14 protein-coding genes are annotated in these 24,083 nt (G+C 47.4%); 5 read left to right on the forward strand and 9 right to left on the reverse strand.

Annotation, left to right across the window (positions count from 1 at the left end):
* Positions 1 to 67 precede the first annotated feature (67 nt).
* The 9 genes from proC to hrpB form a co-directional block, all read right to left on the reverse strand.
* Positions 68 to 841 carry a pyrroline-5-carboxylate reductase gene (proC, locus tag SP90_RS00335; RefSeq protein WP_066851418.1) on the reverse strand — a complete coding sequence of 258 codons (774 nt, stop codon included), beginning with the start codon at positions 839 to 841 and terminating at the stop codon, positions 68 to 70.
* 1 nt (position 842) lies between these two features.
* The gene (gene ndk, locus SP90_RS00340; RefSeq protein ID WP_066851420.1) at positions 843 to 1,262 is read right to left on the reverse strand and encodes a nucleoside-diphosphate kinase; all 420 of its coding nucleotides are present in this window, start codon (positions 1,260 to 1,262) and stop codon (positions 843 to 845) included.
* A gap of 90 nt (positions 1,263 to 1,352) precedes the next feature.
* Complete coding sequence (locus SP90_RS00345) at positions 1,353 to 2,546, reverse strand: divergent polysaccharide deacetylase family protein (protein ID WP_066851422.1); 1,194 nt, start codon at positions 2,544 to 2,546, stop codon at positions 1,353 to 1,355.
* 373 nt (positions 2,547 to 2,919) lie between these two features.
* Positions 2,920 to 4,209, reverse strand: coding sequence for a S41 family peptidase (locus SP90_RS00350; protein WP_066851424.1), 1,290 nt, complete (start codon positions 4,207 to 4,209; stop codon positions 2,920 to 2,922).
* A 389-nt stretch (positions 4,210 to 4,598) separates the two neighbouring features.
* Positions 4,599 to 5,726: a murein hydrolase activator EnvC family protein gene (locus SP90_RS00355; protein WP_066851426.1), complete on the reverse strand. Its 1,128-nt coding sequence runs from the start codon at positions 5,724 to 5,726 to the stop codon at positions 4,599 to 4,601.
* An 838-nt stretch (positions 5,727 to 6,564) separates the two neighbouring features.
* Entirely contained in the window at positions 6,565 to 7,242 is a 678-nt protein-coding gene (locus SP90_RS00360; RefSeq protein ID WP_082936217.1) for an endonuclease III domain-containing protein, read from the reverse strand.
* 98 nt (positions 7,243 to 7,340) lie between these two features.
* A complete protein-coding gene (locus SP90_RS00365; protein WP_066851429.1) occupies positions 7,341 to 10,277 on the reverse strand; it encodes a hypothetical protein in 2,937 nt (978 codons plus the stop codon).
* 1,460 nt (positions 10,278 to 11,737) lie between these two features.
* Complete coding sequence (locus tag SP90_RS00370) at positions 11,738 to 12,589, reverse strand: AraC family transcriptional regulator (protein WP_066851431.1); 852 nt, start codon at positions 12,587 to 12,589, stop codon at positions 11,738 to 11,740.
* Positions 12,590 to 12,980: 391 nt separating this feature from the next.
* Entirely contained in the window at positions 12,981 to 15,503 is a 2,523-nt protein-coding gene (gene hrpB / locus SP90_RS00375; protein ID WP_066851434.1) for an ATP-dependent helicase HrpB, read from the reverse strand.
* A 566-nt stretch (positions 15,504 to 16,069) separates the two neighbouring features.
* On the opposite strand from hrpB, the gene SP90_RS00380 reads away from it, so the two are divergent.
* The 5 genes from SP90_RS00380 to fdhF all read left to right on the forward strand — a co-directional run bounded on the left by SP90_RS00380 (position 16,070) and on the right by fdhF (position 24,066).
* A complete protein-coding gene (locus tag SP90_RS00380; protein WP_066851436.1) occupies positions 16,070 to 17,869 on the forward strand; it encodes a formate--tetrahydrofolate ligase in 1,800 nt (599 codons plus the stop codon).
* Between the two features lie 84 nt (positions 17,870 to 17,953).
* The gene (gene folD / locus SP90_RS00385) at positions 17,954 to 18,844 is read left to right on the forward strand and encodes a bifunctional methylenetetrahydrofolate dehydrogenase/methenyltetrahydrofolate cyclohydrolase FolD (protein WP_066851438.1); all 891 of its coding nucleotides are present in this window, start codon (positions 17,954 to 17,956) and stop codon (positions 18,842 to 18,844) included.
* Between the two features lie 174 nt (positions 18,845 to 19,018).
* The gene (locus tag SP90_RS00390) at positions 19,019 to 19,501 is read left to right on the forward strand and encodes an NADH-quinone oxidoreductase subunit NuoE family protein (protein WP_066851440.1); all 483 of its coding nucleotides are present in this window, start codon (positions 19,019 to 19,021) and stop codon (positions 19,499 to 19,501) included.
* Positions 19,502 to 19,511: 10 nt separating this feature from the next.
* On the forward strand, positions 19,512 to 21,359 hold the full coding sequence (gene nuoF / locus SP90_RS00395; RefSeq protein WP_082936218.1) for an NADH-quinone oxidoreductase subunit NuoF: 1,848 nt from the start codon (positions 19,512 to 19,514) through the stop codon (positions 21,357 to 21,359).
* Positions 21,360 to 21,369: 10 nt separating this feature from the next.
* Complete coding sequence (fdhF, locus tag SP90_RS16745; protein ID WP_082936219.1) at positions 21,370 to 24,066, forward strand: formate dehydrogenase subunit alpha; 2,697 nt, start codon at positions 21,370 to 21,372, stop codon at positions 24,064 to 24,066.
* The last annotated feature ends 17 nt before the right edge of the window (positions 24,067 to 24,083 follow it).

The following is a 24,083-nucleotide window of genomic DNA, read 5'->3' on the forward strand; positions in this document are numbered from 1 at the left end:
CTGGTTGCGTATTAGTTATAAAAAAAGGGCGCATCATAATGATGCGCCCTTACTATTCAGCAGCGAATTATTTACTCATTTCAATACCGCGGTCGCGGGCTTTAAAAATAGAGTCTATAATATTTCCGCGTAAGGCAGTTCGATCCATGTGGTTTACAGCAGCAATGGTTACACCAGCAGGTGAGCAGACCATTTCGCGTAGCAGGGAAAGGTGATGGTCAGACTCATCAGCAAGCTTAGTAGTGCCTTTAAAGAGGTTGATTGCCATTTCTGTAGCCTCTTTTCTGTTAAATCCAACACTGACAGCGGCTTCTGTTACGGCTTCCATGAAGTAGAGTACGTATGCAGGGCCGCAGCCGGCAATGGCAGTGAATGCGTTGAATTTAGATTCAGGCAACACCATTACCTGACCGATTTGTTCGAACATGGTATGCACGGCTGTCTGTTGCGTCTCTGTAAGGGCAGGATCGTCAAAACAGAAAGCAAAGATTCCTTCGCCTACCATTGCCGGAGTATTCGGCATACAGCGAATTACAGGGCATTTTCCGCCGCTGTGTTTTGAAAGTGTTTCCATAGAAACACCTGCTGCAATGGAAATGATGACCTTATCCTCAGTGAGTGCAGGCTGGATAGTTTCGAGCACAGATTCGACATAATCCGGCTTAACAGCAAGCATGATAAAATCTGCCTGCTCGGCAAGCTCAAGGTTAGTGTCGCACGCAGTGCAAGGGACATTACCGCTCGGGTCATAGCCGATAAGGGAAATATCCTGTTGGGATTCAAGGCCGCCCAAGATGGCGGAGCCCATATTACCACAGCCGATACAGCCGAACGTTTTCATGTTAGCCAGTAATCTCCAGATGATTAAAGAAGTAATTGATCTCGTACTCAGCAGTTTCAGGAGCATCAGAGCCGTGAACAGAGTTGGCTTCGATGTTTTCCGCAAACTCTTTACGGATGGTACCTTCAGCTGCATCAGCTGGATTTGTAGCACCCATAATAGCACGGTAGTTTTCAATAGCGTTTTCGCCTTCAAGAACAGAGCAAACAACAGGGCCTGAAGTCATAAACTCAACAAGGCTCTGGAAGAACGGACGCTCTTTATGAACGTGGTAAAATCCTTCTGCTTGTTCTTGTGTCATGCGAATTTTTTTCATGGCAACTACATTAAGGCCTGCATCCTGAATGCGTGCAAGTATTTTGCCTTCAAGGTTGCGTCCAGTTGCGTCTGGTTTAATGATTGAAAATGTTCTCTGAATCATTGCCAACAATCCTCCAAATAGAAAGGTAATTGAAGGATACAACAGTCGAGATTGCATATGTGGTATCCGACGTTAGTTGTATCTAGCCCGTCAGAAGTTCAGCAACTCTGTCAAAGAGACAACCTGCACCCTTGTATTGCGCTGTTTTTCCCACTCCTGCAGTGCTAGCAGGGTGGTAGGGTACGGGTGGCCTATTGCAATGGCGGTACCTTTTGCCAAAGCAATGCGTTCTGCTTTTTTGATCTGATGTAGAGTGCTTTGAACCTCTTTTACATTATCGATGAAAACATTTCGCCGGAAGGCAACTAAACCCTGCCTTTTTGCTTCGTTGTAGAACACTGACTTGGCATGCGTCATACTATCCAGAACAAAGAGCCCACTTTTCTTTGTCTCCTGTACAACCTCTCGTATTCCTTTGCGGTTTTGTGTGAACTTGGAACCCATATGGTTGTTCAGTCCCACAGCACCGGGAACAAGCTTGATGTTTGCACGGATGATAGCGCGAATGGTTTCAGGTTTCATTTCAACGTAAACGGCACCGGGCCCCGGTTTTGCATCAGCAGACATCGGCTCCATAGGCTGATGAATGATGATTTCACGGGAGGCAGCACTAGCTACTTTTGCAACTTCTTTTGCATATGACGAATGGGGCCATATAGCGAATGTTACTGGGTAGCTTAAGCCTGCAAGCGATTGTGCTGCCGAAATGCTTTCACCAAGGTCGTCTATCACAATAGTGAGATGACCGCCAATATCCAATGTTGAAGCATCCTTATCGGAAGAACCATCCCCATTGATTTTGGTAAATTTGAGAAGATGTGTTTCCACATCATTGTAGGTGACGCGATACAGGCTGTGAGAAAGTTTGGTCAGCATAGCTTTTTCAGACCACTGTAACAGGGAGGCTGCTATGGGTGTTGCTAGCTCTTCTGCAGTGTATTGCGAACGAATTTGCAATTGTTGGAAATGGAAGACTTCGTCACCAAATTTTTGTTGTTCAATGCCGGTTAAGTCAATGCCGGACGGAGGAACTCCGGCATCTTCCAGAGCACGTAGGATTGCAAAGTCAATGCGCTTTACGCCTTCTTCAATTGGTGCATCAAGGCGTTCTTCATATGGGAGGGAGGCGATGCGGACAGGAGCGCGCATCTCAGACACCGGATGGGCTTTGGGTTTTGTGTTACCGGTGAGTACAAAAATGAGTACGATGAGGGTAATGCAGGTAACTACAGCCAAGGCATAATAAGGCCAGCGCGGTGACTGTTTAGGTTTAATTTCAGACATCTAAGCTCCAGAAAGAATATGTACCCCAAACACATACCCCAGAGTGGTTAGATTTGAAAGGGCAACATACAGTGCGATTTTAGAGCCTTTTTACTCCAAAAAAATCCTGCATTTTTCGTAATTGAACCAAAATATTACAAAAAATACGGGTGTTGTGACAGGTGAGACTGTTGCGAAGCCCTTACTAGTCAGATTGAGTGAAACCTATGCAATGGAAGGCACAAGATAAAGTCAAGGGTGAAGCAATGTACGTAGGTGGACAGATAGGGAAAGGACAGATGTGACCAAAAGAGGAGTGTGATATTTTTTTGTTAAACTAACAGAGTACAAAAAAAGGGAGAGCAATATGCTCTCCCTTTGATGGACAGTGTGCTTAGTTCAGGCTCTTGATGCGAGGCAATGTCTGCACAAGGCTTGCTGCGAGTCTGAGCTGGTTGTCTTTATCAAGACGCTTTTGCACGTCTTCACTGCGTTTGAAGGCTGTTTTCTTTTTACCTTCATCGGCTGTTTCAAGATGCCCTTCAAGATCCTTTTCGCGTGGTGCGTGGAGGAATTTCACAGCAGGGTCTTCTTCTTTAGCCGGAGTTTCAAACGGTACCAGTAAGTCAGGCTCAATACCTTTGGCCTGAATGGATGTGCCGTTAGGGGTAAAGTAGCGTGCAATAGTAAGCTTGATGGCGCTGCCGTCGTTGAGCGGGATAATGTTCTGTACAGAACCCTTACCGAAGCTCGGCTCACCGATAATGAGTGCGCGTTTATGGTCGCGGAGCGCGCCTGCTACGATTTCAGAAGCAGAAGCGGAACCTGCATTGATGAGCACTACCATAGGAGCGGTGATGTCCGCGGACTGTTTTGCAGCATCAAAGTTACGGGAATCGTTGCCCTTACCTTTAATGGATACAACGGTGCCGCCCTGAAGGAAGATGTCCGCAATCTTAATGGACTGATCTAACAGGCCGCCCGGGTTATTACGCAGGTCGAGCACTACGCCTTTAATTTTGTGATTCTTTGTGTACGCTGCCAGCTTTTCTTTCAGCTCGTCTGTTGTGTTTTCAGAGAAGCGGCTGAGGCGAATCCATACAACGCCGTCGTCCAGTTCGCGTACTTTGGCACTGATGAGCGGAATGGAATCGCGCACGATTTCCACTTCGCGTGGTGCTTTTGCTTTTTTAGAGAGAATGGTCAGCTTAACTTTGCTGCCTTTCTCGCCTTTGATACGGGCTACAGATTCGCGCAGACCAAGATCCTGAGTAAGACTTCCGTTCACTTCAAGAATCAAGTCTCCGGCAGCAAGACCGGCTTTATCCGCAGGAGTATCTTCGATTGGTGTTACTACGCGCAGTACACCAGTATCGTCTTGCGTGATTTCTACGCCGATGCCGAAGAATTCACCAGTGGTGGATTCCTGCATGCTTTTGTACTCTTCCTGATCCATAAAGGTAGAGTGCGGGTCAAGAGACTGCAGCATGCCGTCAATGGCACCATTAATGAGATCCGGCCTCGGAACGTCTTGTACGTAGTAGCGTTCAACAAGATCGAGAATCTGGCTAAATCGCTTGAGAGACTCAAACTTGCTTTGTGCATCGGTCGCCATGCCGGGAATAGATGTGAAAGCAAGTAAAGCTGTAGTCATGATGGCGACTAACCACATAGTTAAGCGCATTATCAAAGATCCTCCAAGTTCGAATTAATGGCAAAACTCAAAATATTGCCGTGCCATGCGAGGCACTGTGTTATAGTATATTTGACGGCTTTTCCGGCTCATTGTCCGGCATCGCTGCGAAAATACGAGTAAAATATATATGCTGTTTCAGCTGCGTTTACCAGCACCTTACATACTTTCATAACTGGTAATACGCATTGTCAGTACGGTGCACTCAGCATATTGCTGATTTAGATGTCAGCACGTCTTTTTTAAACGTGTACGTGCTTGCCCGAGCATTTTCCTGCCCATTTTCGGTATCTGTCTGGCACCTCAAAGGACTGACGGTGGTCATGCACCCAGCAGCGTTTGTATACAACTTGCTAACGGCTGAAAACTATTAGCAGTTCTTAACGCAGTGCTGAAAGCCACGTCTCTGGATTAATTGCTTTTTGATGAAAGCGCAATTCGAAATACAGTCCGGTACCGTCCACTGCGGGGTAGAAGCCAGCTTCACCGATTATTTGCTTAGGTTTAACAACAGAGCCTACCTGTAAATTGCTGATGGCAAGAAAGGCGTAGAGCGAATAGTACTCTTCCCCGTGCATGATAATAACAACGCGACCGAAGCCTCGCAAGACATCGTTATGCACCACTCTGCCACCGGCAACTGCCCGAACCATGCTGCCTTCCTGCAGGGCAATCCCCACACCGCGAACAGGCGGTTTTCTTTTCGGCCTGAATCGTTGGGAGATAATACCTTTAGCAGGCCACGGCAGCACACCTTTAAGCAGTGAAATATTGGAGCCAGCCTGACTGTGCGCTTCCATTTTGTAATTCAGTGTATCAATAATAGAGAGAACATTGCGCAGTGATGACTCTGCGGTTGCCCGCTCTTTGCTTACTTTTGCAAGCTGTCTGCTGTGGCGCAACTTTTGCGCAAGCAGGACATCTTTCTTTTTGTTTACCTTTGCAAGCTGCTGTCCGGCCTCTTTGGAGAGTGCCGTTTGCTTTTCAGCCAGCTGCTTAAGCTTGTTTTGCTGCGCAACAAGTTCGCGCTGCTTTGCTTCTACCGTTGCATACAGGGTGGAAGCCCATGTGTAGCGCCTGTCCAGCTCATCCCAGTTCTCTGCGGAATTGTTAGAAAGGACACGGCTATTAATGTACAACGGCCATAACTTTTTAACCAATGATATCAATTCTTTTTGCGCTGCACTATTCTTGGTCTCAAGCTTTTTATACTCAAGAGTAAGCGTCTTACTCTTCGTATTAAGCGCAGCGTATTTTTTTTCCTGCTTTTTGATCTCGCCGGAAAGGGCAGCAATAGTCGCCTCTTCAGTGCTCAGCTTGCGCTTAAGATGCTGTGTTTTTCTGTTGAGTACTTTGAGCTTTTTCTTTTTTTGCTCAGCTTCGCGTTTTTCACGCTTCAGCTTTTTAGCAAGGCTGGAAGCATTTTCAGCATAGGCAGGAGAGTACGTGGCGACTGAACAGAGCAACGTGATGAGAATGAGGAGTAGGGAGGTGAGTGTTTTCTTCATGTGTATTTTTCTGGTGCCTTCGGCGAGTCTCCGACGGGCAGGGGCTCTGCCCCGCACCCGCAAGGGGGACGCCCCCTTGACCGCGAATAGTTTGTTCACCTTCGGTGTGGACATGTCATTACGGTTGTATCGTAACATGTCCACTTTGCTCTGTGTATGCGGTTAACCAGACTATGTTAGGCTATAAAGCGTTAACCGCAGGTGAAGTTTTACCTGCAACTGCTGTGAAATTTCTTTCAGCTCATCATGAACTCGCATTCGAGCAGTAAAGCTCGTTCGTTGAGTTGGTATCCAACTCCGTGCTCATTGAGAACCATCTGTAAATTCAATCGAAAAGCCTGACTGACACTATGAATAGTGATCTACTATGACAGCCTAGAATATTCTGTTCGGCAGAGCGTGTTGTGAGCTTTAATTCAAAGTGAGCAGGATGAACTATCTATATAGCAGATAACAGCAATGCGTGGATTTATTTAGTGTGCAAAAGCAAGGTGCTATGTGCAGCGATGTTTTGCAGAGTGTGTCTAGAGGGCAGGGATGGTGTTCCGTTCCGTGTTCTCGTGCTGTTTTTAGTATATTGTTTTGGCGCAGAATGCAAAACGTGGCAGCTAGCAAAGCCTGCTCGGGAACATGGGACGGAATATCATTCTCTGCCCATACTCGAACCTAGTGCAACAAAAAAGCTTCTCAGCTTACGTTTCACACTTACGCATGAGGCATACGCGCTTAGACCACGGAACACTTGTTCCCTAGTCTTTGATGCAAAGGAAAATTTCAGCGTCGCACATGCCAGCCTATCATTATATATAAAGGTTAGCTCACCACATTAAATGCAAACCTATTCTAAGAACGGCTGTAACGGACATGTTTCGCAGCGCGGCTCTTTTTTTAAGCACCATTCTTTAGCAACGCGAACGACAAGGGCGTGATACTCATTAAAGAGCTGTACATCCTGCGGCAGCACATCCATGAAGTAATCACGAAGATCATCATAGTAAATATCTTCTTCTACTAAACTGTGCCGATTAAAAATACGCCGAGTGTAGGTGTCTACCACAAAGGAAGGACGCTCTAAGGCGTAGAGAAGGATAGAATCTGCTGTTTCCTGCCCTATGCCGTTAACAGTGAGCAGTTCTGCCCGTAAGTCGTCTGTGGAGAACGTATCGAGTGCAGCAAAGGAATAGTCTGCTGTTTCTTGAAACCAGCGCAAGAGGTTCTGTAGGCGTTTTGCTTTAACATTGAAATATCCGGCAGGTCGGATAAGTGCAGCCAGCTCGTCCTGAGGCAGGGCAAGTATAGCTTGCGGAGTTAGCATCTTCTGGTCTTTAAGAGCATGGATGGCTTTTTCAACATTCTTCCAGTTTGTATTCTGGGTAAGAACTGCACCCACCATTACCTCAAATGCACTTTCAGCAGGCCACCATTCGCTGTTGCCAAGTTCATTTTGCATGGCTGCGAACATGTCTAGTAATAATGATTCACGATTCATAGTGTGTTCAACACTACTCTTAACCATACAGACTAGCAAGAAAGCACAACGTGGAACGCTGTGCTTTGACAAAAAAGAAGCCCCCTCGGCAAGCCGAGGGGGCTGGGAGTCGCAAACTAAATTAACTATGCGTCATTGTCATTAACTTGCAGTGCATCGGCAGCTTCCTGAGCTGGGTTTGTACCGTCATTGTAAATAACTTTATACATAGCTGGATCAGCTTGATGGTCACCAACTGCGATAGTGAAGGTTGCGTCGTCTGCACTCTGAGCAGTGATAGTTACGTTGTAACCATCGCCTGGAGCGTCATCAACAACAACTGCACTAACTGTAGCGTTTTCAGCAGTTGCAGCACCACCTGTTTTAACAAGTGACCAATGATCTTTGTTGCCTACAGCAGTAGCAGTAGCTGCACTCTTAACAACAGTAACTTTAACAACAGGTGCTGTTGTCACTGCTGCATTAGCACCAGAGGCTTCAGTAGCTTCACCTTTAGTTGTTACAGCAACGCCAGCAGCAGCGTTAGGTGCAGGAGGTGCATCAGCTGTGTTAGTTACAGTCATAACAACTACAGATTCTACGCTACCATCAAAGGTAACTTTAGCAGTAGTTTCACCAGTGTCAGCTGCGTTGATGGTAGTGTCTTCGAATGTAAGTACTGCAGTGTAGTGAGTATCATCTACTCGTGCTGCAGCAGTTACAGATGTAAGTTCAACAGCATCGGTAGCAGCAGTTACTGGAGAGTTAAGAACTACGTTCCAGTTAGCTTTTTTGTTGAGTTCTGCGATGTATGCAGCGTTATCTGCAGGTGCCATTGCAAGGTTGATAGCAACGGTTACGGTACCGCTTGCAGCTACGCTAGCGCCGTTAGCACCAGTAGCTGTTGCAGCTGCGCTGCCGCCATTGATTGTGATAGAAGCGATATCGCCAGGAGCTGCTGGTTTAGCCTGAATTGCTTTTACGCCACCAGTTGTATCGGTAACAGCAACAGCGAATTCAGAATCAGCAATGCTAGGTTTGATTGTAACTTTAACGTACTCACCAGCGTTAAGAGCAGGTGCTTCTACAGTAAGTGCGCTGAGGTCAACAGTGAACTTCTGCATGCCGTAGAGGTACTCTGCAGCAGCAGCAGGTGCGATTGGCTGTGCGCCAAAAGTTACGCCGTCAACTTTAGCTGCAGCCCATGTGAGGTTTGCAGCAGCGTTGTCTTTATCAAAGCCCTGTACAGGAGCGTTAACACCAGCAACAGAGTTCCATGTTTTACCGTAGAATACTACGTTGTTAGCTTCTGCACCAAGTGCAATAGCTGCGCTGTAGTCTTTAGTAACTTCAACTGCTTTTTCAGAGAACGCGATGCTCTGAAGGATGTTTTTAGTATCGTCAGAAGCTACTACTTTGTAGCTAGGACGAGTAGACATGAGTACTTTTGGAGTTGCTTCAGCAGAAATAACTTCCATACCGAAAGTTACAGCGCCAGCAGGGAGTTCTTTAGTTGTGATAAGTGAGTAACCGCCGCCAGCAACTGCGTATGTACCTACGCTTGCAACTGCAGGGTCAGTAGCTTCAATAACGATGCTCTGGCTGTCGTCTTCGCCAGCCTTTTTGAACATGAGGCCTTCAGGTGCAGTAAAGCGAACTTTAAATGCAGCATTAAGAAGAGCAAAAGCAACGTTATCTGTAGTGTTAACCTGCGCGTCGTATGTTACAGCTGCTTTCAGGGTGTCGTCAGCGATTGCAACGGTTGCACCTTTTGCAATTTTGCTAACAACTTTTCCACCATCGGTGAAAGGAAGAAGCTTTACTGTTGCAGTGTTTTCTACTTTTGTTGGGATAAGAGTGTCTGCTTTTTTGATAACAATTGTAGCAGTATTTTCAATCTTGTCGTCAGCAACAATAGATACTGTGAATGTTACAGTAGCATCTTCATCAGCAGTTCTATCAACGTTTACTGCATGAACAAAGTCGTAAGGTGTGTTAAGAGCAGCAGGAGCGCCGTTAACTTCGAGCTTTGAGATATCAGAAGCAGCAGTAATCTGGTACTTGTTTGCAGCTGCAAAGCCAACTGGTGCTGAACCATCTGCAACGTTACCTACTGGAGAAACTAATACAGGGATATCTGCACCAGTAGCCTTGAAGTAAGGAGAAATACCACCAAGGCTGAGAGCTACAACTTTATGTTCAACTGTTGCATCAGCAATATTGAGCTCGCCCTGTGTTTTTGCAATCGCAGCAGCTTTTGTGCCATCTTCGATGTCTTTGTCTGTAACAACAGTAATGGTGCTAGCAACGCGGTTTGCGATAGCAACTTTATTGTCATTTAAGAACTTAGCAATGGTTTCACCATCAACGAGGGCAGCGTTAGCAGCTTTTGCAGCCTGAGCGTAAGTGCCACCATCATTGAGTGAAGTAGCTACGTCATCAATAGCATTAGCAAATGCAGGCTGATCTGTTGCAACGAGAACACCAGTACGTGGAGCTTCTTCAACAGCAATTGTAGCGAGGAAAGACTGAGTAAGAAGCTCGTGTTTTTCCAGTGCTGCAAGTGGGTTTGCGAAAGGATCGATAGTAGCGCCAAAAGTGTCTTTAGCGATTGCTTTAACTTCTGCTTTAGCAGCAGCTGCAAATTCTTTTTCAAGTTCTGCAGTCACTACAGCAACATTTTCAAGTTTTTTTTCGTAAATAGCAGCTGCGAGAGTGCTGAGCGGAGTTACGTACACAGGGTTGGTTGCATCATTCATGATTGCACGAAGCTCTAAGCCGAATGCATCCTGTGTGTTTGAGTTGGTACCTGCTGTAGTTTTAACTACGATAGGGAAGGTTTTGATTGTAGCAACAGCTGCTTTATCAAAAACGATAGTACCTTTTTTGGAAACACCAATAACGGTATCTACGCCTTCGATGTTAGCTACTACGTTAGCACCATCAATAGGACCAGCTACTACTGCGCCAGTAAGGCCGCTAGATGCTGCTGGGGTGCTGTCGCTGCTGCCACTGCTGCCGCCACACGCGGTGAGGGAAACAGTGAGAACGAGAAGGGATAATAACCAAAGTGCTTTTTTCATAGTTGCTCCTTTTGAAAAAGCAAATTCATAGAGAGTGGGGTCTGTTTACATATTCTAACAATTTGTAAACGGACTAAATTTTTTTCAAGCTAATGAGAAAAATTGCCTATAAATAGGAACTTCTTAGCGGTTGTATATGTTTTAGCCGAAATGTGTCAATAAATTAATTTGTGTTAATCTTGTGTCAAATCTATGAATGCCGTGCGTTGAGCGGAAATTGATTCATACTGAAATATAAAAAAAATGAAAAGTCTGCTTTGCGTAGTTAGCAGTTGCTTGCAACATTTGTTAAATTTTCAAAGAGTTGACATTAACACTGCTTGCTTGTTGAGTATAGTTGATGTGACAATGAAAACTGTATATTAATCCTATCCAACTTAAGTTCTTAACGGCAGATATGAAAAATGCATTAGGGTTTTGACAATAAATTTTTTAAAAAAACATTACTATCTGTAGTTATTGTTTATTTGAACGAGTGGGAATTGTTATTGCGGTGCTCCTGACTGTGTTTTTTGCACTAAACGCGGTGCGAAAAGGATAGGGATAAAGGACGTAGTTGTTGTTTTACATATTAACAACTGAGTGTTTCTAGTTAACAACTTGCGTTTCAGATTCTCTTTTTGTCATTTGTCTGAGTTGTGTAAAAATATGGTTGTGTAATTTTTTTTTGAAGTTTCGCTTCTATATTACGTATTGACATTACAAAATTGCAAGTTTACAACAGTTTCTAAGCTTTTACATACGTAGAAGTTTTTCGTTGATTTAGTGCTGAGGCATATCATTACGCCTATTGGTGCTTCAGTAACTAACTCTTCCCTACACTTTATATGCTACCCCATATAACTTAAGAGCGTCCTGCAACGGCAGGGCGCTCTTTTGCTTTATGTGGTTTTTAGTAGTAATTTCTGCATGTAGACGTATAGCGATGTTGCAAAAAAAGTTTTTCATGTGTGTCACTGCGTACTCTAAAAATGTTTTAACAAATGTTAGCTCTATATAATGCTGCATTGTGGTGGCTGGCGATTGCAGCAGCGTGCGTCGATGTGAGGAGTATTGCGCAGGTTATTTGCGCACGGTAGTTCTTTTCCATGTTCTACTATGGAGTATCAGCTTATCCATTGATATTTTGGTGAGATATGAAAAAAGCCAAGCTCTATGCATACGTGTACGTTTGCTGTGAGCTTGGCTTTTTTATAGTTAGTGTATTGTGCAGAGTGGTCATGCTCTGACAAGTAAAGGTGTTATCAGCTTATTACATAGAAGTACTATGCGTTATTTGATGGCACGTTACTTCAACTGGAATTGAGTATTCAGGTATTTCTATCTGTCGCGCATTACTGGCGTATAGTTACCTGCGGTCTTGGTGAAGGGTCTACACAGGCATTTGGACTGAACGCATACCGGTTGGTGCATGGTGAACGATATACGTCTCCTACTATTAAAAACAGCACTTAGTAATACTACTTCAACTCTACACGGATCTCCGTAAGGAGTTCTTCCTCCGGCATGTCCTGATCATGCTTCAGATACACCTGCTGGCAGGGGGCGTCTGTCAGTTCCTCGCCGGACTGTGGTAGCCATTCGCCAAGCAGGGCTGCATAGGTCAGGTACAGCGTGCTATATGAGCCTTTGTGCAGGATAGTTGCGTAGCGGCCTGCTTCGATCACTCTTTTTTCTGCGCCTTCGGGCACGTCATACGTGTCCGGAACTGTAATGCAGGCATCGTAGCGGCATTTTTCCGCAGGGGTGATTTTGGGATCGTCGTAGCATAACCCCAACCATTCTTCTTCTCCCGTAAACAAGTCGTGCTTGGCTGCCCAGTCTCCCAGTTGCTCGTGCACAACACCGCAGCCGTGGTAGTCGCCAGTGTAGCGCATGGATGCCACATGCTTCTCAGGGAAGGTCTTTACCTCAACCGTCAAATTATACTCTTTCAGCAAACTCTGTTTCGATTCCATCAGCATTTCTCCTGAAATGTATTCGTGTGCGGGTGCCCATTTTCTGTAATGCTTGGGCGTAAAACCGCTCCAACGTTTAAAGGCTCGAGTGAACGCTTCCTGTGAGCCGTAGCCTGCCTGCAACGCGATATCGATAATCTGCCTGTTACTGTAGAGTAACGAGCCGGCAGCACGCTGCATTTTTAACCTGCGCTGGTATTCCGCAACACCTTCACCAATGAGGCCTCTGAATACATGGTGGAAATGATGCGGCGCGTACATGCTGATATCGGCAAGCACCGCTAACGAAACAGGCTCGTCCAAATGTAACTCCATGTACCGCAAGGCGCGGCGGATACGTTCGTGTGCGTTCATGTTCGTCCTCCGTTCAAGGTACACTGCATGAATCTTGAAACTATTTCTTGATCGTTTTTGCTAATTTGTTGCTTTTGGAAGAGCTTTTTGTGCCTGCGGCGCTTGAGTTTTTTTGTCTCCGACGGGGAGGGGCGCTGCCCCTCCACCCCGCAAGGGGGAATCCCCCTTGACCCGATTAGGTAGGTGTGGGGTGGGAGGGACATGAAAATCTGTGTATCGGCATCACTACTTACTTGAGGCGTGACGCTATATGAATTTGGACTGAGTACTTATAGAGCCGTGAATGCAACCTTATTTCGGAATATCTCGAATAATAGGGGTGCAGGGGGATTATCTCCCTGCCCGCCGGAGGCAAAAAAACTCAAGCGCCGCAGGCATACCAAATAAACCCCTATTCTTTTCTCAAAGCTCTTTTGGTTTTGCGGGTTGGTTCGGCTGTGAGCGGATTTTCCGGCCACGGGTGTTTGGGGTATCTGCCGCGCATTTCTGCTCGTACTGACGGGTAGCCGTTTTGCCAGAAGGATATGAGGTCGCGTGTGACTTGCAGCGGCCTGTTTGCTGGCGAAAGCAGGTGTATTGTGAGCGGAAGTTTGCCTTCTGCTATTGTTGGTGTTTGCGTTGCGCCGAACATTTCTTGCAGCTTAACGGGCAGTGTTGGCGTTGCCGGGTCACTGTAGTCTATACGGATGCTTGACCCTGACGGGACGGTGAAATGGGTTGGCGCTTGTTGTTGCAGTGTTTGTTGCTGCGTCCATTCTAATGATGCGAGCAGGATGGATTCGAGGTTGAGCTTGCGCAGGTCTGCTGCTTTGCGCATGCCTGTTGTGTAAGGGGCGAGCCATGTTGTGAGACTGGCGAGGAGCGCTTTGTCTGAGATGTCCGGCCAGATTGGGGAATCTTCTTTGGTGAAGAGGTGGCTGTGTTTGTGCATGAACGCAAGGCGCTCGCGTAGACGCAGGGCTTCTTTTGTCCACGGAAGGGTTGTGATGCCAAGCTTGCGGATGCCTGTAAACAGGGCTTCTTGGATTTGCTCATCTGATGCTGAATCTGACGGTTGCTGAGTAAGGACAAGTTCACCAAGTTGCTCTGTGCGGATGGTGGAGACGGATGCTGTTTTTTCGTCCCATGTGACGATGTCGTGCTCGTGGATATCTGTTTGGAACAGGGTGTAGATGTCGTCTATGTCGATGGGGGCGCAACGCCAGATGCGGCTTGTTGCGTGGGCGTCGTTAAGCTCTGCTGCGACTATGAAAGGCGATGCTGCGAGTGGTGAGTCTTCTGGCAGCTGTGCTTTGCGTCCGTTGCTGAGCTTGTAGTCGGTGCGGCTGTTTTCACGCAGCTTACCTATGCGGTCGGGATAGGCAAGGGCAAGGCAGGCACCGACTTTGCTGGTGTGGATTGGTTCTGTTGTGGAAATATTTTGACGCTTGCAGAGGTGTTGTGTGGCTTTTTTGAGCGCGGGATTAGCTGTGGCTTGTTCTACAGCATGGCGCAGATCTGTACCGAGTGATCTTTCTGAAAGAACGGCTGCAAGGGTGCATGCGGTGTGCCCGTAGCCGTTTTTCTGTGCCGTCAGCACCATGTGCGCAAGGCGTGGATGCAGGGGTAGGGCAGCAACAGCTTTGCCGTGGTCGGTTATGGATAAATCTGCATTGAGTGCTCCCAGCTGGTGCAGGAGGGTGAGCGCTTGGGTGTAGGCACTGGTGGGCGGAGTATCCAGCCATGCAAGGGCGTGGGCTCCTTCTTCACCATAGGCACCCCACTGGGCAAGTTCCAGCGCAAGGGGGGCAAGATCTGCTTCTTTGATTTCCGGCGATGCGAATGCGCGGAATGAGTTTTCCTGTGTTTGTGACCAGAGACGGTAGCAGATGCCGCTTTCTGTACGTCCGGCTCGGCCTGTGCGCTGTGTTGCTGCTGCCAGAGAAACGGGTTCTGTGATGAGCCTGTTCATGCCTGTTGCAGGAGAAAAGCGGGATGAGCGGGAGAGGCCGCTGTCTATGACAATGCGGATTCCTTCAATGGTCAGGGAGGTTTCTGCAATGGAGGTGGCGAGCACTATTTTACGGCGTCCTGCTGGTGCTGGGAGAATGGCTGCGTCCTGCTGTTTTTGCGGCAGGTTGCCGTAGAGCGGAGCAACGTCCACATGCGGGGGCAGAGCGCTGCTGAGCATATCGGCAACTTTGTTGATCTCTCCGGCACCGGGGAGGAACGCAAGAATGCTTCCTTCGTCATGAGCAAGGGCATGGTGGATTGTTTTCACCATGTGGTTCAGCAGGGCAGGAATATTTTGATCCGTGCGCGCCGCTAGTGCTTGCGGCAGCGGAATATGGTTGATTGTGACAGGATAGCTTTTTCCTTCACTGCTGACGATGGGGCTGTTATTCAACAGAGTTGCGATTTCCTGCGTGTCCAGTGTGGCGGACATGACAAGAATGCGTAGGTCATCGCGCAATGCTTCTTGAATCTCCAAAGCAAGGGCGAGACCTAAATCTGCATGAAGGCTGCGTTCGTGGAATTCATCAAAAATGATACAAGAATATGCGGAAAGTTCAGGGTCATTTTGCATTATGCGCGTAAGAACGCCTTCTGTAACGACCTCGACCTTTGTTTGTGCGGAAATTTTGGTATCATTTTTAATACGATATCCAATGGTTTTGCCTACTTGCTCACCAAGAGTGGCTGCAAGGCGTGCTGCGGCTGTCCGCGCTGCAAGACGACGCGGTTCGAGCATAATAATTTTTTTTTCGTCTTGTGCGAAATTTTTTATCAGCGCAAGGGGAACGCGTGTTGTTTTACCTGCACCCGGAGGCGCGTGAAGCACGCAGTTCGGGGATTTTGTCAAAACAGAAACAAGTTCCGGCAAGGTTGTGTCGATGGGAAGCGCTGGAAAAGTATCAAAAAAGTTTGTGTGCATAAACAATTCGCTAGGGCGTTTTATGTGAATAAAGTAACATGCGGTTTATACCGGAGAAAGCCTTGCAACGTAAGAGCATTTGCAGTGTAGAGAAAAAAGAAAATGCAGTTTTCGAAGCATCTTTTGCAGGGTTGCGTGATTTTAGCACTCAATTGTTGGTTTTTCTGCAAAAAAATCTACGGTTATTGACGTAAACGCAATAGTGTGTGTATGCAATTAAGAACTACTTAGCAGTATGCACAATATTTGCGGGATGATTGGACGGATGCAGGCGTATGCTCATAGGTTTCCATCCACTTAAGTAGCCGTACTGGGAAGGCCGCTTTTCTTTTCTACTCGCATCGAGCTGCATAACGTTTCGTACAGCAGGGTGAATAACGCTGCAACGTTGGATTATTCACACCTGTATGACTGGCTTGATGTACGTTAATAATGCTTGCGCTGAGTGCTTTTTTCCGGTTTGGACTGGGCGCTTTTATTGAGATTCTTATGTTGAGACGCAAAGTAAGATGATTTCCTCTGTGTAAGCATATATGTTCTTTTACCTTTTAAGGGAGGGTGAAGAAATGACCTCTGTGGGAACAGAAAACAAGACCTTGGACCCGAAAAATCATGCAGACTGGGAAGTAGCTCAGGACGCAGAAAAACGGATGAAGACCATCTACGCAATTGCTGATGAGATGGGACTGACCGAAAAAGAGCTTCTTCCGTACGGGCACTATATGGGTAAAATTGATTACCGTGCAGTGCTTGATCGTCTTGAGAACAAACCCAACGGCAAATACATTAACGTAACTGCTATTACCCCGACCCCGCTTGGTGAAGGCAAGTCCACAACGACTATTGGTCTTGTACAGGGACTTGGCAAGCGCGGGAAAAAAGCTTCCGCAGCTATCCGTCAGCCGTCCGGCGGCCCGACCATGGGCGTAAAAGGCTCTGCTGCTGGCGGCGGCCGTTCACAGTGCATTCCACTGACTCCTTTCTCCTTGGGCTTTACCGGCGACATCAACTCCATCATGAACGCGCATAACCTTGCGATGGTTGCCCTTACCTCCCGCATGCAGCATGAGCGTAACTACGACGATGAGAAGTTGGAAAAGCTGTCCGGTATGAAGCGTCTCGATATTGATCCGACCCGTGTTGAGATGGGCTGGGTAATCGACTTCTGCTGTCAGGCACTGCGTAATGTCATTATCGGCATTGACGGTGTTAATGGACAGCGCGACGGCTACATGATGCGCTCTAAGTTCGATATTGCTGTATCTTCTGAAGTTATGGCGATTCTTGCTGTTGCGAAAGATTTACGCGACCTGCGTGAGCGTATGTCAAAAATCATCCTTGCCTACGATAAAAAAGGTAATCCGCTTACAACAAAAGATTTTGAAGTAGACGGTGCCATGACTGCATGGATTGTTGAGGCTGTGAACCCGAACCTTATCCAGACTCTGGAAGGGCAGCCGGTTATCGTGCATGCCGGTCCTTTTGCGAATATCGCGATTGGCCAGTCTTCCATTATTGCCGATCAGGTCGGCCTTAAACTTTCCGAATATCACGTGACAGAATCTGGATTCGGCGCTGACATCGGCTACGAAAAATTTTGGAACTTGAAGTGTCACTACTCAGGCCTTAAACCGGATGCAGCAGTTGTTGTTGCAACTATCCGCGCACTCAAGTGCCACGGCGGTGCTCCTGTACCTCTTCCTGGTAAACCATTGCCGGAAGAATACAGCACCGAGAATGTGGAATGGGTGGAAAAAGGCTGCGCAAACCTTCTGCACCATGTAGATATCGTGAAGAAATCCGGTGTGTCTCCAGTTGTCTGCATTAACGCGTTTGTAACTGATACAGAAGCTGAAATTGCGAAAGTCCGTGAGCTGTGTGAAGCAGCCGGTGCCCGTGTAGCGCTGTCCCGTCACTGGGAAGATGGCGGCGACGGAGCACTTGAACTTGCTGATGCTGTTATCGCAGCGTGTCAGGATGAGACAGAGTTTACACCGCTGTATACTTGGGATATGCCAGCACGCGAACGTATTGAGCGGGTGGCTACCGAAGTATATGGTGCTGATGGTGTGGACTATTCTGTTGAGGCACTGCGTAAGCTGAAAGCGATTGAAGCTGATCCGAAAGCCAGTGAGCTTGGTATGTGTATGGTAAAAAGCCACTTGTCACTTTCGGATAACCCTGCGTTAAAAGGTGTCCCAAAAGGCTGGCGTCTCACTATCCGCGATGTTCTTGTCTTCGGTGGTGCTGGATTCTTCGTACCGGTAGCAGGTGCTATTTCACTTATGCCGGGTACTGGTTCCAACCCTTCATTCAGAAGAATTGATGTTGATCCTGATACCGGACAGGTAAAAGGGTTGTTCTAGCAAGAAAAAGCGCGTGTGCGTTATTATGGCAGGCTCCGCTGCTGGCGGAGTCTGCATATAGACGCATTGCAGAAGGAGCAGACGATGAGTGCTGAAATTATCAGTGGAACAGAGATGCGCGCAGCGATTCTTGAAGAACTGCGTGGTGAAGTGGCGGCTATTAAAGAAAAATACGATACCGTTCCAGGTCTTGTAACAATTCTTGTCGGAGAAAATCCGGCGTCCGTAAGCTATGTGACCCTTAAAGTGAAAACCGCATTAGGGCTTGGTTTTCACGAAATTCAGGATAATCAGCCTGAAGATATTACTGAAGATGAGCTCCTTGCGCTTATCGACAAGTACAACAACGATCCTTCCATTCACGGCATCTTAGTTCAGTTGCCGCTTCCTAAGCATATTGATGAAGAAAAAGTCATCACTGCTATTAATCCTGATAAAGACGTGGACGGGTTCCACCCTGTAAACCTCGGGCGAATGGTTTTGGGCGACAAGGATGGCTTCCTCCCTTGTACTCCAGCAGGTATTCAGGAAATGATCGTGCGTTCCGGCACAGAAACCAGCGGTGCAGAAGTAGTGGTTGTGGGCCGCTCTAACATCGTGGGTAAACCTATCTCTATTATGATGGGTCAAAAAGGTGTGGGCGCCAACAGTACCGTGACCATGGTACACACCCGTACTAAAAATTTAGAGGAACACTGCAAACGTGCAGATATCCTTATTGTTGCAGCAGGGGTACCTAACCTTGTGAAGCCGGAATGGATTAAGCCGGGCTCTACTGTTATCGACGTTGGTGTAAACCGCATCGGTACAGCTCCTTCCGGTAAAGCACTTTTGAGCGGTGATGTTGAATTTGACAAAGCCAAAGAAATTGCAGGTAAAATTACTCCGGTTCCGGGCGGTGTAGGCCCTATGACAATCGCAATGCTCATGAAAAATACGGTCGCTTCTGCCTGGCGTCACCTCGGGGCAGAATAAGCTCTGTGTGTTTGAAACGTATTTAGAGGATTGAATGATACGATAGTATAAAGGCCGTTAACTACAGATTTTGTGAGTTAGCGGCCTTTTGTCCTTTTAACGGCATGCGTTAGATCGTCGTTATAAGCGGCATACTGCAGGATTGCAGGCAAATATTGTCTGCAAGGAGGAAGAATGAGCTGCTGCAGCGAAGAAATTTCTCAAGAGATGTGGAGCGAGGTTGATAGCGTTATTGAGCGCCATCGTGAAACTCCCGGGGCGCTGATCACAGTGCTCCGTGAAGCGCAGGATGTTGTGGGGTGGTTCCCGCAGGCGCTGATTGAATATATTGCAAAAGGTATGAATATCCCTGCCAGCGATGTGTTCGGGGTTGTCTCTTTTTACTCTCTCTTTTCCCTTACGCCTAAAGGGCGAAATTCTATTAAGGTCTGTACCGGTACGGCCTGTTACGTAAAAGGTGCCAGAGAAGTTATTGGCAGGATCTCCGGTGAATACGGCATTGCAGAAGGTGAAACCACTGAAGACAGACGGTTTGATCTGGAAGGGGTTCGGTGTGTAGGTGCCTGCGGATTAGCTCCGGCAATGGTGATCAATGGAGATGTGCATGGTGATGTCACCGCTGATTCCGTATTGAAAATTTTAGAAAAGTATTCGTAATGGAGCTCGTATGACACATATTACTCCAACGAAACTTGAAGCAATGCGAAAGGAATATGCAGCAAGGCTCACGCAGCCGCATATCCGGCACCTGTTTATTTGTGGCGGTACAGGGTGCCATGCCACGGGCAGCTTAAAGGTAAAAGACGCACTGCATGAAGAAATTGCAAAGCACGGACTGGAAGAAAAAGTCCGTGTTGTTGAAACCGGTTGTAACGGTTTCTGTGCGCTTGGCCCGTTAATGGTCGTGCATCCGGATAATGTTTTTTACCAAAAAATGACTGTCGATGATGTGGCAGAAATTGTCAGCGAACATCTTGTGCATGAAAAGCCGGTCGAACGGCTTATGTACAAAGACCCGCAGTCTAAAAAAAGAGTTCCGCTCTTTTCCGATATCCCATTCTTTGCACTGCAGAAGCCGTGGACATTGCGCAACAAAGGGATAATTAACCCTGAGTCCATTGAAGACTACATCGGGCGCGAAGGATACATGGGGCTTTCTAAAGTGCTGCTCGAGATGGAGCCTTCTCAGATTATTGATGAGATGAAAGCCTCCGGTATTCGCGGCCGTGGTGGTGCCGGTTTCCCTACAGGCATGAAATGGTCATTTGCTGCGCAGAATGACAGTGACATTAAATATGTTCTTTGCAACGCGGACGAGGGTGACCCGGGTGCGTTCATGGACAGAAGTATTCTGGAAGCAGACCCGCATGCCGTACTTGAGGGCATGACCATTGCTGCACGCGCTATTAATGCGACAGAAGGCTACATCTACTGCCGTTCTGAATATCCGCTGGCAATCAAGCGGGTGCAGATTGCAATTGATCAGGCTCGCTCACTGGGACTGCTCGGTGAAAACATTATGGGTACCGGCTTCTCCTTTGATATCTCTATTTATCAGGGAGCCGGAGCGTTTGTGTGCGGTGAAGAGACTGCGCTGATGCGTTCCATTGAAGGTAAACGCGGTATGCCTATTCCACGTCCTCCGTTTCCTGCAGCACAGGGCTTATGGAAAAAGCCGACCATCCTTAATAATGTCGAGACCCTTGCGAACGTCGGGCAGATTATGCTCAACGGCGGTAAGTGGTATTCTTCGGTAGGTACGGAAAACAGCAAGGGAACCAAAGTGTTCGCGCTTTCCGGTGATGTGAATAACATCGGCCTTGTTGAAGTGCCTATGGGAACCTCGCTGCGTTCCATTGTCTACGACATTGGCGGCGGTATTCCTAAAAAACGTAAGCTCAAGGCTGTTCAGCTTGGTGGTCCGTCCGGCGGTTGTATTCCTGAAGACCATATGGATGTTGTTGTCGATTACGAAGAAATTGCCAAAGTCGGGGCTATTATGGGCTCGGGTGGCGTTATCGTAATGGATGACAAGACCTGCATGGTCGATATGGCGCGTTTTTTCCTTGAATTTATTCAGGAGGAATCATGCGGTAAATGTACCCCGTGTCGGGAGGGCACACGCAGGCAGCTGGAAATTCTGGAACGAATTTGTGAGGGGCATGGTAAGCCTGAAGACATTACTCTTATTGAAGAGTTGTCCGAAATGATTACCGCCTCTGCCTTATGCGGACTGGGACAGACTGCATCTAATCCTGTTCTTTCTGTTCTTCGCCATTTCCGTAACGAATTTGAAGCGCATATTTTTGATAAAAAATGTCCAGCCAAGCGCTGTCCGGCGTTGGTTGAATTCAAAGTTATTGATGAACGTTGTAAAAAATGCGGTAAATGTGCGGCGGTCTGTCCTGTGGGGGCAGTGGAATGGCAGAAGAAAGAAGTTGCAAAAATCAATACGGAAGCATGCGTACAATGTATGAGTTGTTACTCGGCATGTCCGTTTGATGCCATAGATTAGGCGGTGATCCATGAGTACCTTAGAATTGACCATTAATGGCAAGGGATATGCGTTCACCCAGGGAGAAACCATTCTGGACGTGGCGTGCAGGAACGATATTGTTATCCCCACACTGTGTCATTTAAAAAACACCACGCCTACAGGTGCCTGCCGTATGTGTGTGGTGGAAGTAAAGGGTGCACGTTCACTGGTTGCATCATGCACAGTACCTGCCAGTGCCGGTATGGAAGTGCAGACGGAATCTCCATCTGTTGTTAAATCCCGCAAAATGAATCTAGAGTTATTGCTGTCTTCCGGCTCACATGACTGCCTCCTTTGTCCGGCCTCCGGTGACTGCCGTCTTCAAGATTTAGCATTCAAATATAATGCAACAGGAAAGCGGTTTGAACGAACCAAGCCGAAGTATTCTCCTGATGTGTCCAATCCGTTTTTAATTCGTGACTTCTCCAAATGTATTCTGTGCGGGCGTTGTGTTCAGGCATGCAAAGATGTGCAGGTCAACAACGCCATTGATTACGGCTATCGCGGCAGTGATGCAAAGATTATTGCCAAATGTGATCTCCCGTTAGGTGATTCCGACTGCGTATTCTGCGGGGAATGCCTGCAAGTATGTCCTGTGGGTGCGCTTACGCTAAAGAAAGCGCGCCAGAAGCCACGCATTTGTGAAACAGAAGCAGTGCGGACAACGTGCGCTTACTGTGGTGTGGGATGCCAGATGAATCTGCATGTAAAAGACAATGTTGTGCAGATGGTGACTGGTGCAGATGCTGTTCCGAACCATGGCAGCCTGTGTGTTAAAGGGCGGTTCGGCATGCAGTTCATCAACTCCCCGGAACGTCTCACAACACCGCTTATCCGTAAAGACGGAGAGCTTGTTCCTGCAGAGTGGGATGAAGCACTCGGGCTGGTTGCAGAAAAACTGGGAACATACAAAGCAGAAAACGGTGCAGATTCTATCGGCGTATTAGCTTCAGCCCGTTGTACAAATGAAGAAAACTACCTGTTTCAAAAGTTTGCACGTGCAGTAATCGGGACAAACAATGTCGATCATTGTGCGCGGTACTGACACTCCCCAACGGTAGCCGGTCTGGCTGCTGCATTTGGAAGCGGTGCTGCTACAAACCCGATTGATGATCTGCAACATGCAGATACGGTGTTGATAACAGGTTCAAATATTACAGAGAATCATCCTGTGATGGGGGCGGCGCTAAAACGTGCCATTACTCAGCACGGGACCAAACTGATTGTGTCAGACCCGCGCAATATTGATGTTGTGCGTTTTGCAGACGTCTGGCTGCGGTCCCAGCCGGGGACAGATGTTATCTGGATTAACACACTTGCGCATATAATATTGCGCGATGGTCTGCACAATCAGGAGTACATTGATGAGCGCACAGAAAACTTCACAGCCTATTCGCAATCCCTTGCGAAGTTCACACCGGAGTACGCAGAGAAGAAGTGCGGTATTCCAGTTGCTGAACTTGAAAAAGCAGCACACTTGTATGCAAAAGGACGCAGTGCCATCCTCTACTGTATGGGAATCACCCAGCACGTAAGCGGCACTGATAACGTAAAAGCCCTCGCAAATCTTGCCATGTTATGCGGTAATATTGGTATACAAGGTGGTGGATTGAATCCGCTTCGCGGGCAAAATAATGTTCAGGGTGCGTGCGATATGGGCGCACTTCCGACAACATATCCAGCGTACGGAAAGGTTATAGACGAGAGCGTCCGTGCCCGTTTTGAGGCAGCGTGGGATGTCAAATTGTCCGAATCTAACGGTATGACATCACGACAAATGTTTGATGCTGTTGATGCAGGGACGCTAAACGCCTTGTATCTTATTGGTGAAAATCCTGTGGTCTCTCATGCAGATTCAGCTCATGCGGTGCATTGTTTAGAGAAAATTCCGTTTCTGGTTGTTCAGGATATCTTCCTAACAGAAACAGCAAAACTGGCTGATGTAGTACTTCCTGCTGCATGTTTTGCTGAAAAAAATGGAACATTCACTAACACGGAACGGCGTGTTCAGCGTGTACGAAAAGCCGTAACTGCGCCGCAAGGTGCTCGCGATGACGCACAGATTGTGTGTGATATTGCAGCAAAAATGGGTACAGAACTCATTCAGGATAACGGGGAAAATGCTGCTGCCGTGTTTGATGAAATGGTATCGGTGACACCTTCTTATGGTGGGTTAACCTACAGCCGGATTGATGAAACTGGCATTCAATGGCCGTGTCCTGATACAGAAAGTAAGGGAACGCCAATTTTGCATGCAGAAAAATTTGTATGTGGAAAAGGCAAGTTTCATGAAGTGGACTTTGTTGCTCCTGCTGAAGAAGCAGATGAAGAGTACCCGTTAATTCTTACAACAGGACGGGTGTTGTACCAGTATCACACAGGAACCATGACCCGTAAGTCTACAGGACTTTATGCAAAAGCACCTGCTGCATATCTGGAAATAAGCCGGAATGATGCAGCAGCGTACAACGTGAACGATGGTGATCGAGTGAAGGTCTCATCCCGTCGCGGTGCCATTGAAGTTTCCGTTCAGTTGTCAGAAAAAGCTGTGGACGGCACAGTGTTTATTCCGTTCCATTTTGCGGAAGCTGCTGCAAACGTCCTCACAAACAGCGCGGCGTGTCCTGAATCCGGCATTGCCGAGGTAAAGGTCTGCGCTGTAACTATAGAACCAGTCGGCGATTAGATTGCCCGTCTAAGTAG

Source organism: Halodesulfovibrio spirochaetisodalis (genome assembly GCF_001672295.1).
Lineage (GTDB): Bacteria > Desulfobacterota > Desulfovibrionia > Desulfovibrionales > Desulfovibrionaceae > Halodesulfovibrio > Halodesulfovibrio spirochaetisodalis.